This is a genomic window from Martinezella sp. CNPSo 3959, assembly GCF_057784355.1.
Map to the genome: position 1 here is coordinate 96,374 of NZ_JBXSOV010000014.1, position 16,975 is coordinate 113,348.

Annotated in this window: 12 protein-coding genes; 9 read left to right on the top strand and 3 right to left on the bottom strand. The window is 58.4% G+C overall.

What is annotated here, in order from left to right; translation table 11 throughout:
• Positions 1-6 precede the first annotated feature (6 nt).
• The 3 genes from AC13RE_RS23800 to AC13RE_RS23810 form a co-directional block, all read right to left on the bottom strand.
• The gene (locus tag AC13RE_RS23800; protein WP_488564769.1) at positions 7-1,059 is read right to left on the bottom strand and encodes an FkbM family methyltransferase; all 1,053 of its coding nucleotides are present in this window, start codon (positions 1,057-1,059) and stop codon (positions 7-9) included.
• A gap of 69 nt (positions 1,060-1,128) precedes the next feature.
• Positions 1,129-2,496 (bottom strand): glycosyltransferase family 4 protein, encoded by a 1,368-nt coding sequence (locus AC13RE_RS23805; RefSeq protein ID WP_488564770.1) that lies wholly within the window; start codon positions 2,494-2,496, stop codon positions 1,129-1,131.
• Positions 2,493-4,433 carry a capsule polysaccharide biogenesis protein gene (locus AC13RE_RS23810; protein WP_488564771.1) on the bottom strand — a complete coding sequence of 647 codons (1,941 nt, stop codon included), beginning with the start codon at positions 4,431-4,433 and terminating at the stop codon, positions 2,493-2,495. The genes AC13RE_RS23805 and AC13RE_RS23810 overlap by 4 nt, the downstream gene beginning before the upstream one ends.
• A 297-nt stretch (positions 4,434-4,730) precedes the next feature.
• Here AC13RE_RS23810 and AC13RE_RS23815 point away from each other — a divergent pair, with 297 nt between their 5' ends.
• The 9 genes from AC13RE_RS23815 to AC13RE_RS23855 all read left to right on the top strand — a co-directional run bounded on the left by AC13RE_RS23815 (position 4,731) and on the right by AC13RE_RS23855 (position 16,961).
• A complete protein-coding gene (locus AC13RE_RS23815) occupies positions 4,731-5,000 on the top strand; it encodes a hypothetical protein (RefSeq protein ID WP_165915250.1) in 270 nt (89 codons plus the stop codon).
• 389 nt (positions 5,001-5,389) lie between these two features.
• On the top strand, positions 5,390-6,457 hold the full coding sequence (locus AC13RE_RS23820) for a KpsE/RkpR family capsule polysaccharide export protein (RefSeq protein WP_488564772.1): 1,068 nt from the start codon (positions 5,390-5,392) through the stop codon (positions 6,455-6,457).
• 92 nt (positions 6,458-6,549) lie between these two features.
• Positions 6,550-7,188, top strand: coding sequence for an ABC transporter ATP-binding protein (locus AC13RE_RS23825; protein WP_488564773.1), 639 nt, complete (start codon positions 6,550-6,552; stop codon positions 7,186-7,188).
• Between the two features lie 651 nt (positions 7,189-7,839).
• Positions 7,840-8,853 carry a helix-turn-helix domain-containing protein gene (locus AC13RE_RS23830; protein WP_132718458.1) on the top strand — a complete coding sequence of 338 codons (1,014 nt, stop codon included), beginning with the start codon at positions 7,840-7,842 and terminating at the stop codon, positions 8,851-8,853.
• A 171-nt stretch (positions 8,854-9,024) separates the two neighbouring features.
• Positions 9,025-10,083, top strand: a complete 1,059-nt coding sequence (locus tag AC13RE_RS23835; RefSeq protein WP_488564774.1) for a polysaccharide biosynthesis/export family protein — start codon at positions 9,025-9,027, stop codon at positions 10,081-10,083.
• A gap of 122 nt (positions 10,084-10,205) precedes the next feature.
• Positions 10,206-11,069, top strand: coding sequence for an FkbM family methyltransferase (locus AC13RE_RS23840; protein ID WP_488564775.1), 864 nt, complete (start codon positions 10,206-10,208; stop codon positions 11,067-11,069).
• Between the two features lie 43 nt (positions 11,070-11,112).
• Positions 11,113-12,438 carry a glycosyltransferase family 4 protein gene (locus tag AC13RE_RS23845; protein WP_488564776.1) on the top strand — a complete coding sequence of 442 codons (1,326 nt, stop codon included), beginning with the start codon at positions 11,113-11,115 and terminating at the stop codon, positions 12,436-12,438.
• Between the two features lie 18 nt (positions 12,439-12,456).
• Entirely contained in the window at positions 12,457-13,506 is a 1,050-nt protein-coding gene (locus AC13RE_RS23850; protein WP_488564777.1) for a hypothetical protein, read from the top strand.
• A gap of 221 nt (positions 13,507-13,727) precedes the next feature.
• Positions 13,728-16,961 (top strand): autotransporter domain-containing protein, encoded by a 3,234-nt coding sequence (locus AC13RE_RS23855; protein ID WP_488564778.1) that lies wholly within the window; start codon positions 13,728-13,730, stop codon positions 16,959-16,961.
• Positions 16,962-16,975 lie beyond the last annotated feature (14 nt).

Here is a 16,975-nt window from a genome sequence, read left to right on the forward strand (position 1 = left end):
ATGGGGCTAAAGCGCCGGTTCCCGCTGATGTTGTTTCTTTGCCTTCGTCGACCCAAGTGTCAGCCCAAGTCGCTGAAGACTTTCGCTGACGTTATCGGCGCGGTCGTCATGGACGGCCAGGATGTTCGCGACTGTGCCGACCTGAAAATTCAAGTCGAGTTCCTCAGGTGAGGTCATCCGGGTCAATTTATTTTGCGCGCTGTTCCAGATGCGATAGCCGCGTTCGGTAAGTTGCTGGTGGATCGCACCGGGCGTCGTTTTCGACAGGACGGAGAGCATGTCGCGGTTGATCTCCATCAAGAGCGAAGGCCTATGTGCAGAGAGCGTTTTTTGCGCGCCTTTCAGGAACAAGCCTTCTGCACCCTCGATATCGACCTTCATGACATCGGGCCGCAGGTCACCGACGACGCGGTCGAGTGTCTCGACCTTGGTCATGCGCCCGACCTTGGTGTCGGCCGAATTCGTGACTAGCCGCGTCGCCCCGGCATTGACGGTATCCTCGGCATTATTGAGTTGTAGCTCGCCTGGCACATCGGCAAGCGCGAGCTGGCGAACGCTAACGCGATCTTCAAAGCCGTTCTCCAGGATTGACCGGTTGAACAGATCCCAGAGCTTCGGCAACGGCTCGAAGGCAAGGACCGTTCCTTTGAACGTCGGATGGGCCGCAATGGAGAGTGAGTAGTATCCGACATTGCCGCCGACATCGATGAACTGCCCGGTCTCGGGCAGAATGGCCTTGACGAGATCGACATCGAATTTCTCATATTCGCCGCTCATGATGCCAAAAGATATGTGATACTGGCGCAGATCAAGATACAATTTAAAATTGTATTTGGTCTCGAACAGAACGAAAATCGATTTCGGTACGAAATTGTTGAAGAGAAGCTCGCTATGGCGGTGATGGAATTCGTATGAGCTGAGGAAACGCCGACGATGCTCATCAAGAGAAACGTCCGTCAGCTGCAATAGATTCTGTCCGATGACGTTACGTTCATCCTCGTTCATTGCGCGGCCGAGGATGAATTTGTAGCAGTTCTCGATGTCGTAAAAGCTTGTCACTTTGCTGCTCCCAGATCTTTGATCAACCGTATTTGTGTTGTTACTGTCTTTTGCCTGCACTGTTGCCTCTCACTGTAAAACCGGCGAGGTCGATATTCTCTCGATGCGCCGCGGAGCCCGTTGGGCAGCATGGCGTCGCGCAGAAAAATCGGCTTCGATCAGCGTCTCCAAATCATCGAAATGCGTGTCCCACCCGCTCGATGGAGCGGGTTTCATTCGGCGTTGTGGCGAGGCGGCGATCATGTCGAGCGCGGCTCTCCAACTCAGCCCATCAAGCGGATCGAGGAAGATGGCGGGCTGTCCGGCGGCCGCTTCACGATGGGCACTGATGTTGGAGGCGATGACAGGTGTACCGAGCGCGATCGCCTCGGCGACAGGCATGCCGTAACCCTCGGTAAAGGATGGGGCCAAAAGACCAGCTGCGCCAGCGACCAGCGGCGCCAAAGCCGCATCCTCGAGCCCCGGCACTTCGATGACGAGTCCAGGCAAGGCAGGGCATCGCTCCAGCATTGCTAGGATGTGACTGTTTTCCCACCCTCTCTTGCCGACAATTACCAGCCGCGGGGCCATCGCCCCATCACGTTCGGCCAGATATTGCCATAGCTGCAGCAATAGCATGTGGTTCTTGCGCGGTTCGATCGTTCCGAGTGTCACGAAGTAAGGCATTCGCGGACGCGGCATGTCGTTTGGCGGAGAGAGGAAGCAGCGCTCGATGCCTGGAGGCAGGACTGCGATCGAGGGGGGTGTCCTGTCGCTCTGCTGAGCAAACGTGCGCAGTGCACGTGCGGTTACCTGCGAATTGCAAAGCACCAGCGATGCATGTTTCAGCACCGTCTCCATCCTGCGGCGATGTCGCTCAGGCTCCTCCGGTCGGACGAATTCCGGATGCGATAGCGGGATAAGGTCGTGGACATAAAAGACGCCGTTGCGACCGGTCTCTCCAAGCCACGAGAAGGCGGATGTTCGATCCAGCCGGCTGTGCGACACGTGGACAAAGGAAGCCCTGGGCGGCAGCATCAGGCCATGCGTGAAACGGCTGGCGACAGCATGCGCGATCTTGCGCAGCTTTTGCGTATGAGCTTCGCCTGCCCTTACTTCCGCTGCGGCCTGCCACCTGATCTTGCCGTCGATAGCGGCGAAAATCCGTTCGAGAAGAGCAGTCTGCGTTGGCGATATATCTGTCGCTGACCAGCGACTATTGAGGATGGAGACCAGCTTGTCCGCCCGTTCGGACGGAATGGCAACGGCGCTGTTGCGACCGGTCTCGACAAACCAGGACGGCTGCGAAAACGCATCGAAATCTGTCAAGGCAGTCCGTTTGCGGCGTTCGTTCAGCCAGTTGGCGTAATGAAGCTCATAGCGATCGATACCGGTGGGCGTCGGGCAATGCGCCCGTTCCATCAATCGAGAAATATCCATGACGACGGGCTTGGTCATAATTTTCTAGCCTCGAGCATATGGATAGCCTGCGCCAGCCAGCGGCGCCGCGATGGATTTGGAGCAATGCCCTGGCGGGAGCGATAGAGTTCGGCGACGACGTCTTCCGCCTCGCATGGAAGATTGGTGATATTCGACCAGTATCGAGGATAGAGGATGAGCGTGCCTGCAACCAGTGCATCGAGCGTTAGCACCCGCTTTCGCCGCAAGGAGACGACCGCATCATGCGTAAGACCCCAGCCGGCGTAAAAGGGGAGACCATGGCACCATACCGGTCTTTCGCGCAGCAGCGCCTCGAATCCGATCTGCGAGGTTGCGACATGAACTTCGTCGACCACACTCAGAAGATTGCCCAGATCGACATTGCCGATCACCAGATCGGCGGCCTCCGCTGGCGGGGATGGAGTTGGGTGACGGCCGGTCGCCTTCGCTAGAAGATCCGGATGCTGCTTATAGACGATGAACGCCTTGGGCCTGGCGCGTCGGACAGCCCTCAGCAGTTCAATATCGGAGGAATGGCTTGCCATGCCGAAGCGCAATGAGGCGTCGTTCGGAACTTGGCCGGCCACCAAAACGATGGTGCGGCCTTCGGCCAGTGAACGATAATCCGGTGCAGGCTGCGGCGGCAGATTGTATTTGGTGATGCCCATGGAAACGATGGCTTGCCGCAAGCGTTGCGCCCGCTCGAGAAGCGCATCATCGAAATTCGTCCTGTTCAGGATTGTTTCCAGCTGGCTCGGCGCGGAGGCATCAAAATAGATACCTTCCTCATCGAAGCAGAGCGAGGATGGCGGCACGAGCGAGCTGCCAAGGCCGGAAGAGCGGATGAACCCGTCTTCAACCCGCATGACCGGCAATCTCTTGCCATGCTTCCATAAAACTCCTTCCTCGGGAGCGGGAGCATTGCCCCAAAGAACGATCGTGTCGGCGCTCTGGATTTCGGAAACGCTCGGATTGTTGGCGAAATGAACTTGCGACCGAGGGCTGCTCAGGTATCGGCGCATGACCGCGCGTTTATGAAGCGAGAAATTGACGCAAAGGTAACGGCCCGTGAGCGAGCGGGCGCGAGCGCGCCATTCAAGGAGCCGTTCCACCGCCTGCTCGGCCGTGATCGGACTGCGTGAGACGGGATCAACATAGCGCGAATATTGAAAAAATGAAGCCGCGGCAAACTCGTCTATGCTGACATGGCGCCCCCGACGGGAGCGTGCCGTAGCCGCTACCGTGCCCTCGGCACGGTCTGCGGTCAGTCCCCAGCCGGCATAGGCGGGCATGCCAAAGGTAACGACGGGTATTTCCCGCAGAAGTGCTTCGAGGCCGATCTGGCTCGATACCGTCCAGACCTCATCCACCATATCCAGAAGGGAGTGCGTTGAAATCGCCTTGTCCACGAATTGCACATCCGCGGTTTGCGCAAGAGGCTGAAGAAAACCTCGTGCGCGGCCAGCGACGACGTCGGGATGGCATTTTATGATGATGTCGGCATTTGCCTCCGCGAGAGCCGACGTCCACATTCTCGCGAAGGTCTCTGCATCGGCACCGGCGCTTTCGACGGCGGTATCTCCGACTACTTCATCGACGAGCAGGATGCGCCTGCGACGGCTTCGGCGAAGACGAAACGTTCCTTCGGAGACGTGGCCGTCTTGGGAAAGTCTCTCGTGGTTGATCCAACGCCGCAGGTCCCGCGCTCGCCGAACATCCGCACCGGAGGACGAGTCTTGAAGCAGTGCCTCGAGCCGTGAAGGTTGGCGTGCGGAAAAATGAATGCCGAGGTCGTCGGCGATAACGGAGATTGGTGAAGCAGCGTCCGGACCGGTCGACTGCAGGAAGCCACCTTCCACCGTCCAGAAAGGCAAGCGCAGCACCTGCGCATAGAGGCGTGCCAGGCGGGAAAGCGGACCGCTTCCCCAGCTGACGACGCCATCGGCAGCACCCATCGTCAATTCGATCGGCCTGAGGGACGCGGAAAAAGCGGGGCCAATAAGGGGAAAGCGCTGACGCGTCGGAAGGAAAGCAAGCAGCCGCGCGTTGATTGGCGGTAACCAGAACGGCTGCTCACTTGGTTTTGCGACCGAAGATTGCGCTCCCTCGGGAAAGACCATCGAATCCCTGTACATATAAATCCCCCAAGATTCCCGCTAGGAGCAATCACCCGTGCCTGAACGGCGGGGCCTGCGATATCCGACCACGGCCGGCCGCATGAGCGGAACCGCTTTCGGGGGCACGAAAAGCAGTTGCAGCCGGATGACATCCTCAAATATTCCGCTTGCTGGTTTGCGCCGCTGGCGGGCGAGAAATTTCAGGAGGCTTCGCTGAAGCCGGCCGAACAGCAGGTCTTCATGACCATCCGTCGCAACGTTACTGCCGACTTGCCTCAAGGTGCCTCCGAGCCTTCCCATTCCGAATTCCTTGAACCAGCAACGAGGGAAAAACAGCTAATCGAATGGCAGTTATTGCCGTCGCAATCTCCCCTCGCCATACGGATCGCGTCGTCAAAGTATTAATTGCGACAGCAGGGGAATTATTCTTACGCACTTATGTAAAAATTTTCAAACTTCGGAATTATATTTGACTTTTGAAGGATATATGGGAATCTCTTGCGAGTAAATTTCCGCCTAAATCGTCCCCGGGCATTGTCGCGGAAGGCGATGCTGAACGGTGCAAGCCGCGAGATTCACAAGAGCCGATGCAATATTTCGGAGAGGCAGCCAGTGGAATGGTCTTGGCAATTCCGAGAGAGATTTGATGGTCCCAGATGAGCCGCATCGAGAATAATAAGGAATTTACCGATTTCATTACACTGGTGGATGCTCGTTCGTCCGGCGTCGTCATAGGCCAACCGGTTTCCTGGCCCTATTCCCTTGTGCGGTGGGTTCGATCGCAGCTGCTGCTATTGCTGATCGTCGTCGTCCCCGGCGTGTTCGGGGCGATCTATTATGGTTTCATCTGCGCCGATCAATATGCCTCGGAAACGCAATTTGTCGTGCGCAGCCCCAATAGAAATGCTGCCGGCCTGCTCAGCGGGTTCCTTCAGAGCACCGGGTTCGTTCGCGCACAGGACGATAGCTACATCGTCACCGAGTTCATCAAGTCGCGCGCAGCCGTCGACGCGCTGGCGAGCAGGGACGATCTGAAAGCGATTCTTTCCCGCCCGGAAGGCGACGTCCTCAGCCGCTATCCGCTACCCTGGGCCGAAGCCAATAATGAGGAGCTGTATCAGCATTATCTTCGTTTCATCAATGTGCACACCGACAGCGGCAGCGGCGTGACAACGCTGGATGTGCGTGCATTTCGCGCCGACGATGCTTATCGCCTGGCCAATGCCCTGGTGCAGCATGCGGAAGAGCTCATCAACCGGCTCAACGATCGCGCCCGTGAGGATGCCATTCGCTATGCTCAGATCGAGGTAAATGACAGTCAAACGAGACTGTCCAAGATGCAGACAAGCCTGACCGATTTTCGCAATCGCGAGGCGCTCGTCGACCCGAACAAGCAATCAGCGGCCGCCCTGGATATGATCGCCAGGCTCTCGGACGGTCTCGCCGACAACAAGGCACGGCTTTCAGCGCTTGAGGAGCAAGCGCCGCAAAGCCCGCAGGGTGAGGCGCTGAGGGCGCGGGTGGCGGCGATGGAACGGCAGATCAGCGATGAACGGACAAGGATCGTCGGCAGCGACGGATCAATGGCGCCGCGCATCGCACAATATGAACAGTTGCTGCTGGAGCGGGAAATGGCTGCGAAGATGCTGACATCGGCGACCACCTCCCTGGAAAACGCCAGGATCGATGCGCAACGCCAGCAACTGTATCTCGAACGAATCGCCGACCCGAATTTGCCTGACCATGCATTGTACCCAAAACGGCTGATCTCGTTTCTGATTCTGGTTGCGGTTTGCTTTGCAACCTTCTGGATTGTGCGCTTTTTCGTGATCCAGGTCTACGAGCACGCGGCCCAGCAATGACCATTTCTCCTTCCAATCTCGCGCGAATCGCGCCGTCAGAGGCACCGGGGTCGAAGGCGGAAATTCCCTGGCATGAAGATGGCATCGTCGGGGTGTTCGATCTCGTCAAAGAGTATGAAGTGAATGGCCGGATGCGCCGCGTAGTTGACGGCGTGTCATTCAAGATCGGCCGAGGCGAGAAAATCGCCGTGCTTGGGCACAATGGCGCCGGCAAATCGACTCTGGTGCGCATGATTGCGGGGATAGAGGAGCCGACCTCGGGTAAGGTCGTGCGCAACATGTCGATGTCGTGGCCAATCGCCCTGAGCGGTGGCTTCGGTGGTTCGATGACCGGATTCGACTGCATGCGCTTCCTGTCACGCATCTATGATAAGCCATTCAACGAAATTCGTGATCTGGTAGAGGATTTCAGCGAACTTGGCCGCTATCTGCGCATGCCTCTCAGAACCTATTCCTCGGGCATGCGGGCCCGGCTGGCGTTTGGAATGTCGCTTGCCATCGATTTTGATTGCTATCTCATCGATGAGGTGCTGGCCGTTGGGGACAAACGCTTCCAAACGCGTAGCTTCGAGGAGCTTTTCGTCAAGCGCAAGGATCGCTCGATGATCATTGTGGGACATAATCTCAACGTGATCGGCGATTTATGCACGTCGGCGCTTGTGTTGAAGAACGGCCGCGGTCGCGTGTTCAACGATATTGAAGCGGCGTTTCGTATCTACTCCACATTGTAGGCCGCATCGGCGTCTTGGTTGTCTTGATCGGCAACAATAGTGCACGCGGCCATTGCAAATTGAAACAATAACGGACGGCAGCCGGCGACATTTCGCTACCTTTGCGCGCTCCGCCAAAGGAGGGGCGAGAGCTTCGCGTGTCGTCAGAGGCTTGCGCATCTAAACCCCCAGATAAATTAGGATAATTGAAAATGCCGTGGTCAAGCAATCGACCCATCGGCCACGGCACCATCAAGTTCCGTCGCCGCCTGCAATCCGAAGGATCGGGCCGGGTTAACTGCCTTCCGGCAAGTCTATTCGCAGAAACAGCTGGCTACCTCTGCAACCTAAACCCGTAGGGCTCCGATTATATTGTCCGGTAGGGCTGTATTTTGTCCGATCTCGTCGCTTTGGGAATTCAACGTTCAGTCGAGCTGTGAACTGGTAGGATTCTGTATAACATCGTCACTATCTGTACTGTTGTGCTAAAATTCATCGTGCTAATTTAAAGACAGATAATGCAACTTGCGCTAAACGATCCCGCAACTTCGTAGCCGCGGGAACGGGATGATGGAGTCGTCATAACGAACGCTGAAAAAAGTGTAGCCTAGATAGAAATCACGTGTTAGCAGTCGCTAATATACAACTTGGGATTTTGAGTGGGAATAGCGGATGGCGATGTTGGAAAGAGTTGTCGAGCAATGCGTGGGTACTTTCGAGGTGTATTCCCGTGATGCAATCATTCGTAATCTCGACATGCTTGAGCCAAACTGGAAGTGGTCTGTTCCCTCGGAAACTTCTGGCGACTATTCCTTCAAATTCAGCAAGCAACCCCTTCAGTCAGCATCGATCATAAGCGCCGAGCATTCGGCGGGCCTGGAAGGTATCGCCAAACAGGATTTGCCGCGCGTCAGCATCGTCTTCGTTCTCGCCGGAGAAATAGAGATCAATCATCGGCGAATGCAGAAATCCCTCCGGATTCCCGCCAACAATGTCGCCAGCATCAGTGATCGTGCCGGCAAGCGCATCGAAATCAAGCCGCGCAGCTCCTGGCTGCTGTTTCAGATCCCGGAAGCGGTTATTCGGCAGCACTTTGAAGAGCTGACCGGCAAGCCCTACGTGCAGGAATTCGCGCTAGCACCGGTAAGCTTCCGCCAAGGTGGTGCGCAGGGGCTCTATCAGACGTTACGCCAGGCCGAAAAGGATCTGACGACTGCGCGCCAGACGGAGCGAATGATGCTCGCCAAAGCCTACGGCGAGCTCCTGCTGGTGAAGCTGTTTGCCAAGCTGCCGCACAATCTGTCCGATGCCTTCAATCGCGGCACCTTGGATAACGCGCCGCGCCAGCTCCTGAGGGCAGAGGCGTTCATGCGCGACAATCTGCATAATGCCATCATGCTGGAGGATCTCGCGCACGCCGCGAGCTGCAGCCCGCGAGCGCTGCAACGCATGTTCAAGACCTATCGCGGCGATACGCCGATGGGAATCCTTTGCAATTACCGGCTGGCCGCGGCACATGGCGCCATCAAGGGCGGCCAGGCCGAAAGCATCACCGATCTTGCCATGAGCCTGCAATTCTCCAACCCCGGGCGTTTTTCCGTTCTCTACAAGCATGCCTACGGCTCCAGCCCATCGTCGATCCTTCGCTTTTCCCGGGAGCGCAGCGACAATGCCGGAACGGCCTAGCCTGCTTGGCACGATGTTGCCTCGTCAAAACTGCCTCCATGCCAATCAGGATCATCGATGCCGTTGAAGTTTGGATTATTGTGCGTTCTTGCCTGCGTTCTTACGGGCTGTGGATTACCGGAGGCCGGCCCCAAGGCCTCCCGCATATTGGAGGAGGCGGCTGCGCGCGCCATGCCACCATTCGCGGTGGTCGATGTGACTTCGACGGCGATGGTCAAGAGCGTTGCGCGACCTGAAGCCAGCTTTGCCACCTATTTCGGCCAGGGCGCACGTGATCCTGGCTTAAGGATCGCGGTGGGGGACGTTGTCTCCGTCAGCCTCTGGGAAGCACCACCTGGAAGCTTGTTCGGGATGGCCTCGAGCGCTTCGGGTCAGCAACAGGCGACCGGCAGTTCGGTGACGATCCCGCCGCAAACCATCAACAGCGATGGCACGATCAGTATTCCCTATGTGGGTCGGATCACGGCTGCCGGCCGCACGCCGGCTTCGGTGGAAAAGGCGGTGGTTTCCGGCCTGACGGGCAAGGCGGTGCAGCCACAGGCATTGGTGACCGTCCAGCAAAGCTCATCGAACACCGTCACGGTTACCGGCGAGGTGGCCGGCGGTGCACGCGTCGCACTTTCGCCCGCCGGCAGCCGGGTGCTCGATGCTATTGCCGCAGCGGGAGGATTGCGCGCCGGCGTCAACGACAGCGTCGTCTACTTGACGCGCGGCGGACGAACCATGCACCTGCCTTTTACCGCGATTGTTCAAAATCCGCGCGAAAACGTGAGATTGCGGCCCGAAGACGTCGTTACAGTGGTGCGCGAGCCGGTTACCTACACGATTCTCGGCGCATCAGGCCAGAATGGCGAAGTCCCCTTCAGCGTTCAGCATTTGACCATGGCAAACGCCGTTGCACGTGCAGGAGGCTTGCAGGACAGCCGCGCCGATGCTTCGGGCGTCTTCCTTTTCCGCTACGAGCCGCTTGAGGTTGCCCGCCGCATCGTTGCGCCGAGCAATCCGTTGCTGCGCCGTGGTGGACCTGTCCCGATCGTCTACCGGTTCAACCTGAAGAACGGCTCGACGCTGCTTGCAATGCAGAACTTCGAGGTTCAGCCGCGAGATATAATTTATATCTCCAATGCCTCGTCGGTCGATATTCAGAAGTTCATGGGCCTCTTCCAAGGGGTTACCGGGACGGCTCTGTCGGCGGCGTCGGTCGGGATCTCCGCGTCGGCAGCAAACTGAAGACGACGGAGCAAGTGCCTGGAACGGCCGGAGGCGGATGATCTCGCTGCGATCGAGGGAGTTTCCCGATGCTGGCTGGCCTGCGGAATGCGTTACGGGCATGCTGGAACGAGAGAGGTACGATGAGTTCTTCGGCACTGCTACATCTTCATGAATTGATGGCGTTCGATCGGCATCAGGCCGAAACGGCCATCTTGCAGCGCGTGAACAGCGCCTACCTTGGAAACCACACGGCTTTGGTGCGTGTACTCGGTCGCTACAAGCTTTATGTGGACACCCGAGACAGAGGCTTCGGATCCCATGTTCTTCTGGACGGCTTTTGGGAAATCTGGCTGACGCTGTTCTGCGCGCGCAACGTCAAGCGCGGCATGACCGCGATCGATGTCGGAGCGAATTTTGGCTATTACTCCCTTCTGCTAGCCGAACTCGTCGGCGCAAGGGGCGAATTGATCGCCGTCGAGCCCAATCCCCATGCCGCCGATTTCCTGCGTCGCAGCGTCGAGCTCAACGGGCTGCTTGGACGGACGCGGATCGAAATATCGGCGCTCGGTGCAACGATATCGGGAGACGCCTCTTTATATGTTCCCCATAGCGAGCCGAAGAATGCCCAGATCGTTTCGGAAATGTTTCAACCTCGCCCACAGGACGGCGTTGTCATCAAGGTCCCCGTGACAACCCTCGACGGGATGAGCGCCGCCTGCTCGCGCGTCGATTTCATCAAGATCGATGCGGAGGGAGCAGAGGAGGTGATACTCGAAGGAATGGCCGAGACCATTGCCCGCCATAAGCCGATGCTCGTGGTCGAATTCAATCCTGCCCGCTATGCCGACGCATCCGGTTTTCTCGAACGGCTTGCCGGCATCTACGGAGCAATGCGGCGTCTCGATTTCAGCGGCGAGGCAGTTCCCATCACCAGCGAAGACCTGCTTTCGAAATACGGGGCCGACGATTCGCTGCTCGTTCTTTCGCGCGATAAGCCAGCTTGATCGAGAGCGGTGAGAGTTCCCAAATACTGAGGGAGAGATAGGAATGAGCCAGACGATCCTTTACGACGGTCTCAATCTTTCCCTCAAGAAGGGCACCGGGGTTGCGACCTATACCCGCGGCCTGATGGCGACGGCCCAGTCCCTCGGCTATCGGACGGGCGTGGTCCATGGAATTCCCGGAAACGTTCCGAAGGATCCTGTTTTGCGGGAAGTGCTCCTCTTCGATGAAGCCAGCGCTCAAGTGCCCGGAGCGATTTCGGTCGCCAAGCGTTGGCTGCGGCGGCGCATCGCCGCGCCGTTCGGCATCGCTCCGGTTCCGATCTCATTGAGCGGCACCGTCATTGTGAAATCGCTTCAATCGCAACTTGGTGCGGCCGATGCGATTTATGCCGCCAACGATCTGTTTCAACTCGCGCGCCATCATTTCAAGCGTTACGGCAACAACCTGACCATGAAGTTCGAGACGCAGCCCGATCTTCTCCATTGCACCTATCCGATGCCGATCGCAGCAAAAAGGGCGTTGAATGTCTACACGATCCACGACTTGGTTCCCTTGCGGCTGCCTTATCTGACCGAGGACAACAAGCGCTATCACTACAAGATGCTGCGCTCTCTGGTTCGGCGAGCGGATCACATCGTAACGGTATCGGAAACGTCACGGGCCGATATCATCAAGGTTCTCGGCGTCGACGAGGCACGGGTCAGCAATACCTACCAGGCCGTTCAGGTGCCGGAGCGACTTCGCGAGAAACCGGACGATGTTGTCGCCGATGAGGTTGCCGGCATCTTCCATCTCGATTGGAAGGGCTATTTCCTTTTCTTCGGCGCTTTCGAGCCGAAAAAGAACATCTCCCGGCTGATCGAAGCTTACCTTGCTGCAAAGACAGACAAGCCGCTCATCATTGTCGGCGCTCCCGGATGGAAGGGGGCGGAGACGCAACAGCTGATCGATGACGACCGTTTCCGCTTCTATCTTCGCGCGGAGGATCGCATCCTGCCGCAGCGGCAAATCCGGCGCTTCGACTTCGTATCCTATCCCTTGCTGATCAGCCTGATCAGGGGAGCGCGCGCAGTGCTATTTCCGTCGCTCTACGAAGGCTTCGGCCTGCCCGTGCTGGAATCTATGCAGCTTGGGACACCTGTTCTGAGCTCCACGGAGGGATCGATTCCCGAGATAGCCGGGAATGCAGCGCTGCTGGTCGACCCCTATGATACGGAGGAGATGCGCAAGGCGATCGTCAGCCTGGACCAGGATGACGGGCTATGCGCCTCCTTTGCCAAGTCCGGCCCCAGACAGGCCGCGCGTTTTTCGCCGGATCGATATCAACAGAAGGTTGGCTCGCTTTATGACAGCCTCTTCAACGGATAATCAAAAGAGGAGTGCGTCGTGACCATCCTCTTTGCATTCGGAATGCCGGGGGTCATGTCTTCCTGGGGCGTTGCAGCGGTTCACGCCCTGGCCCGCGAAGCCTTCGGCGATTATGCGGTCATTGCCACCGATACTGTGGAGGATCTCAAGCAGCACGTCCTGGCGCGATCGGGCGCGCATGCCGTTCTCGTCTCGCAGTTTCCTGAAGCAGGGCTATCGGAACTGATCCTCAGGGTCAACGTGCCGTTTCTGTTATTTCTCGAAGATCCCCTCGACGCTGTTTCCTACCTCGCTCGTGCGACCGGGCAGCGGGATATCGCTTTGGTCAGGGCCGTTTCGGCGAGCCTTGCCTGCCTCGAGCCGCTTGCGGGCGCTTCCGGGGCGCTGGTCTTGCGTCGCGGCGATGTCGATCAAAAGGGCAGCATAGATCTGTTGCTGAGGACCATAGACCGGCATTTCAGCACCGATCTTAAACTGGAGCAGATAGCCAACGCGCTGCTGCATGTCGGCATGGCGCCTGCCGGACAACCACCGCATAAAGCGCCGAAACTGGAGGAAGCCGCCGCGGCTGTCATTGCGGGCTATCTGACACCGCAGGAGGCGGTTCCGGAGGTCAGCGAGGGACTGCGCGAGACGGCAAGGAAGGTTCTCCGTCCCCTCGAATTCGACCGCCGTAAAGCCCCGAGCACGGTCTTCTGGCCGCAAGAAGCGTTCCTATCAGGCGATAGTTTGGGGCAGGCTCTGGACGATCTTGTCGATCTCACCGGTGGCGCCCGCTGCCTCATCTATGGCCCCTATCTTCACCTGCCGACGGGGCGCTGGAATGCGAAATTCATTTTCGATGTCGACGAAGACTGCCAGGGGCAGATCTTCACCGTAGAGGTGCATGCCGCCGAATTGCTCGGCCGCCTGCGTGTGTGCCCGCAAGGCACCGGCTCATTCGAAGCGGCAGTGCCGATCGACGTTGTCGATCCGCGTGCGCCGATCGAAATTCGATTGATGATGGATAGCGGCGCCATCGAGGGACGTCTTTCCGCCTGGAGCGTCGAGTGGCTGCGAGCGGCCTGACAATCGGCTCTCGTCGTTGACAGCGGCGTGCGCGCAGGTCGACCAAGGGTAAGTGTTATCGCGTGGGAGCAGGGAGGCGAGGATGATCGAACTCGCCGACGGCATTCACGATTGGCGAAACCCGGCGTCGTAAAGGAACAACCCTTGTCACATAGGATATAAGGTAAACAACTAGAGCAGGCCTCTCACTTAACAGTGATATTGTTTATGGGGGACCTGTCTTGTCTGTAACTGCAAAACTTCGAGTATCGACGGCGCTTTGTCTGGTTTTCAGCGCATGCCCCGCCATAGCGCTGGCGCAAGAAGCCTATCTGAATAAGAATGTTCCGGCCTTCATGGATACCGGTGCAACGAACCAGCGCGGTGACGCGCGCTATGCCACGAAGGAAACCAACGCAGCCGTCCGGCTGCTCAGCGGTTTTCTCGATATCTGGCAGCCCCGCACGCCCTTTGTGGATGCCGGCACTTCGGCCCCCGCACGCGATGGTTTTCCCGCCGTCCCGACAACGGACTGGGATGGCATACCAGGCAGCGCCACGGATGGGACCATCCTCAATCGGGCGATACATGACTACAATATCCAATATGTCATCAATGCCACGCATAATCGTACCGCCCAGCAGGCTGTCGATGCCTATCTCGATGACCGGCGCGGCAAGGCGATCAGCATGCTGGATGGGCTCGGCCCGCTTCAGGATGCCTGGACCAAGGGGACCAAGCAGACCACAACCATCCTGAATGTCGCGCCCGATGCGACAACAGTCAAATATGACGACGGGGGCAACAACACAGGCATCGGCAGCAGCAGCAATCCCGATCTTGGCCTGGCTGTCGATCTTCTGGGGCGTGTTGGTCAGGATGCATCCACGGAACCCGCCAAGCGCTATTTCAAATATGCGCGACCGTGGCGGTGGTCGAGCGACGTCAAGGTCCTCCCGACGCTGGAACCGGCCAAGAGCGGCACCCCCGTCACCGATGGCGGTTTCCCGAGCGGTCATACCGCAGAGGCGTGGCGCGACGCGCTGACTATGGCCTATCTCGTGCCACAGCGCTTTCAGGAGCTGGTTACGCGCGCCGTGGTGATGGGCGACAACCGCATCATTGCCGGCATGCATTCGCCGCTCGACGTCATCGGCGGGCGCATGCTGGGCACGGCAGCGGTGGTCTACAATCTCAATCAGGCTAGCGCCCAGGACCTCAAGGCCCAAGCCTATGAGCAGACCCAGGCTTGGCTGAAAAAGGAAACAAACTCGACAACGGCAGCCGATCTTTATGTCGCGGCGCACGCTGCCGATCTCTCAACGGATCGTTTCGCAAACCACGATGCCAATGCAGCCTATGTCGCCGCCCGCATGACCTACGGCTTTGCGCCCATAGGCGCGACGGACAAGCCCGCCTATGTACCGAAGGGGGCGGAGGTGCTGCTGGAAACACGTATGCCTTACCTGACCGCGGATCAGCGCCGCGCGGTTCTTGCCACCACGGCTCTCCCTTCCGGCTATCCGGTCATGGACGACCCGGAAGGCTATGGCCGCCTCAACCTCTTCGCTGCGGCCGATGGTTATGGCGCATTCCGGGAGGATGTCACCGTCAATATGGACAAAAGCCTCGACGGCTTCAACGCCTTCGACGCCTGGCGCAACGATATCGGCGGAAGCGGCAAGCTGACGAAAGAAGGCACCGGCACGCTGATGCTCACCGGATTCAATACCTATTCCGGCGGAACCCGCGTGAGCGGTGGCATGCTCGCCGGTAGCAGCGGCAGTGCTTTCGGAACTGGCCCGGTCCAGATCGACACCGGTGGCCAATTGATGGTGAACACGCTTGTGACGAGTACGCTCGCCAACACCATCTCCGGGACCGGCGTGTTTGAAAAACGCGGAACGGGCAATCTGATTTACGCGGGCGACGGCTCGCAGTTCACCGGAACGACGCTCCTCAACGGCGGGCGCTTCTCGATCAATGGTTCGTGGGGCGGATCGTTGGACGTAGAAGCCGGTGCAATCCTAGGCGGCAATGGCACGATCGGAAGCGTAACGCTGAAAAGCGGCAGCCATCTGTCTCCTGGCAATTCCATCGGCACGCTCAACGTCAATGGCAATCTTACACTCTCGCCTGGTTCCGCCTATGATCTCGAAATCGCCAGTAACGGCAAATCCGACCGGGCGATCGTCAGCGGAACGGCTGCGGTCGAAGGGGCCAGCGTGAATGTGATCGCGCTCGACCCGACCGTCAGCTATGCAGCAGGCCAGTCCTACACATTCCTGACAGCCGGTAATGTGACCGGGCGGTTCGGCAATCTTCTGATCGACTCCGCCTTCATCGATTCGCAGCTCCTCTATACGGCCAACGACGTGACCTTGCGTCTCTCATCCTGGGGCGGCCATTCCTTTACCACCGCGGCGCAGACTGCGAACGAACGAGCTGTCGCCTCGGCTCTCGATGCGCTCGATCAATCTGTCGGCTCCGATAGCCTGCCGCTCTACAACGCGGTTCTCTTCATGAATGCAGAGAATGCGCGCAATGCATTCGATCAGCTTTCCGGTGAGGACCACGCCAGCGCCCAGTCTGCCCAGCTTACGAATTCGCAGATTGTCACCGAAACGATCCTCGACCGTTTGAGCTCCGGCGATACGGGGGCGTGGACGTCCGGCTACGGCATGCGCAGCCGCTTCGGCAGCGATGGCAATGCCGGCTCTTACGATCTGTCCGGAGGAGGAGTCTTCATCGGTGGCGATGGCTTCGTCGCGGACGACGTGCGTCTCGGCCTGATGGCCGGATGGGGTCACTCCACGCTCGAAAGCCGCCGCACGAGTGGTTCGACGGATATCGATAGCTATCATATCGGCGTTTATGGTGGAAAAGACATCGGCCATCTGTCGCTCAAGGCAGGCGCTGCCTATAGCTTCAACCAGATCGATACAAGCCGGTCGATCTTTATGAATGGCTTCAGGGACTCACTGAATGCCGACTACGATGCGGGTCTGGCGCAATTCTTCGGCGAGGCGAGCTACGCATTTCAACTCGGTCAGCAGGTCGAGTTGTCTCCCTTCGCAAATCTGTCGCATGCCATCCTCTCGACGGACGGCTTCAGCGAAAAAGGCGGCGCTGCGGCTCTTTCGGCAACGGATAGCGATGCCCGGGCGACCTTCACCACGGTTGGTCTGCGGGCTACGGGCAATTTCGATCTTGGCGGCAAGGTCATGACCTGGAACACGATGGCCGGCTGGCAGCATGCTTTCGGCGATGTCACGCCCGAAAGCCGGGTGTCCTTCGCCGGAGGTGACAGTTTCCTAGTTTCGGGAACACCGATCGGGCGTGACGCTGCCAAGGTTTCGCTCGGGATTGGCATGAAGATCAGCGAGAACGCGGATTTCGGAATCTCCTATCACGGTGAGTTTTCGAAGGATGTAACCGAAAACAAGGCCCGCGCAGACTTCAAGCTGCGCTTCTGATAGACAGGCGTTGC

Bases quoted from the DNA above. Each gene is read 5' to 3' on its own strand.
- AC13RE_RS23830 (WP_132718458.1), top strand. From the start codon at position 7,840: ATGGCGATGTTGGAAAGAGTTGTCGAGCAATGCGTGGGTACTTTCGAG.
- AC13RE_RS23805 (WP_488564770.1), bottom strand. From the start codon at position 2,496: ATGACCAAGCCCGTCGTCATGGATATTTCTCGATTGATGGAACGGGCG.
- AC13RE_RS23835 (WP_488564774.1), top strand. From the start codon at position 9,025: ATGCCACCATTCGCGGTGGTCGATGTGACTTCGACGGCGATGGTCAAG.
- AC13RE_RS23845 (WP_488564776.1), top strand. From the start codon at position 11,113: ATGAGCCAGACGATCCTTTACGACGGTCTCAATCTTTCCCTCAAGAAG.
- AC13RE_RS23840 (WP_488564775.1), top strand. From the start codon at position 10,206: ATGAGTTCTTCGGCACTGCTACATCTTCATGAATTGATGGCGTTCGAT.
- AC13RE_RS23810 (WP_488564771.1), bottom strand. From the start codon at position 4,433: ATGGGTGCTGCCGATGGCGTCGTCAGCTGGGGAAGCGGTCCGCTTTCC.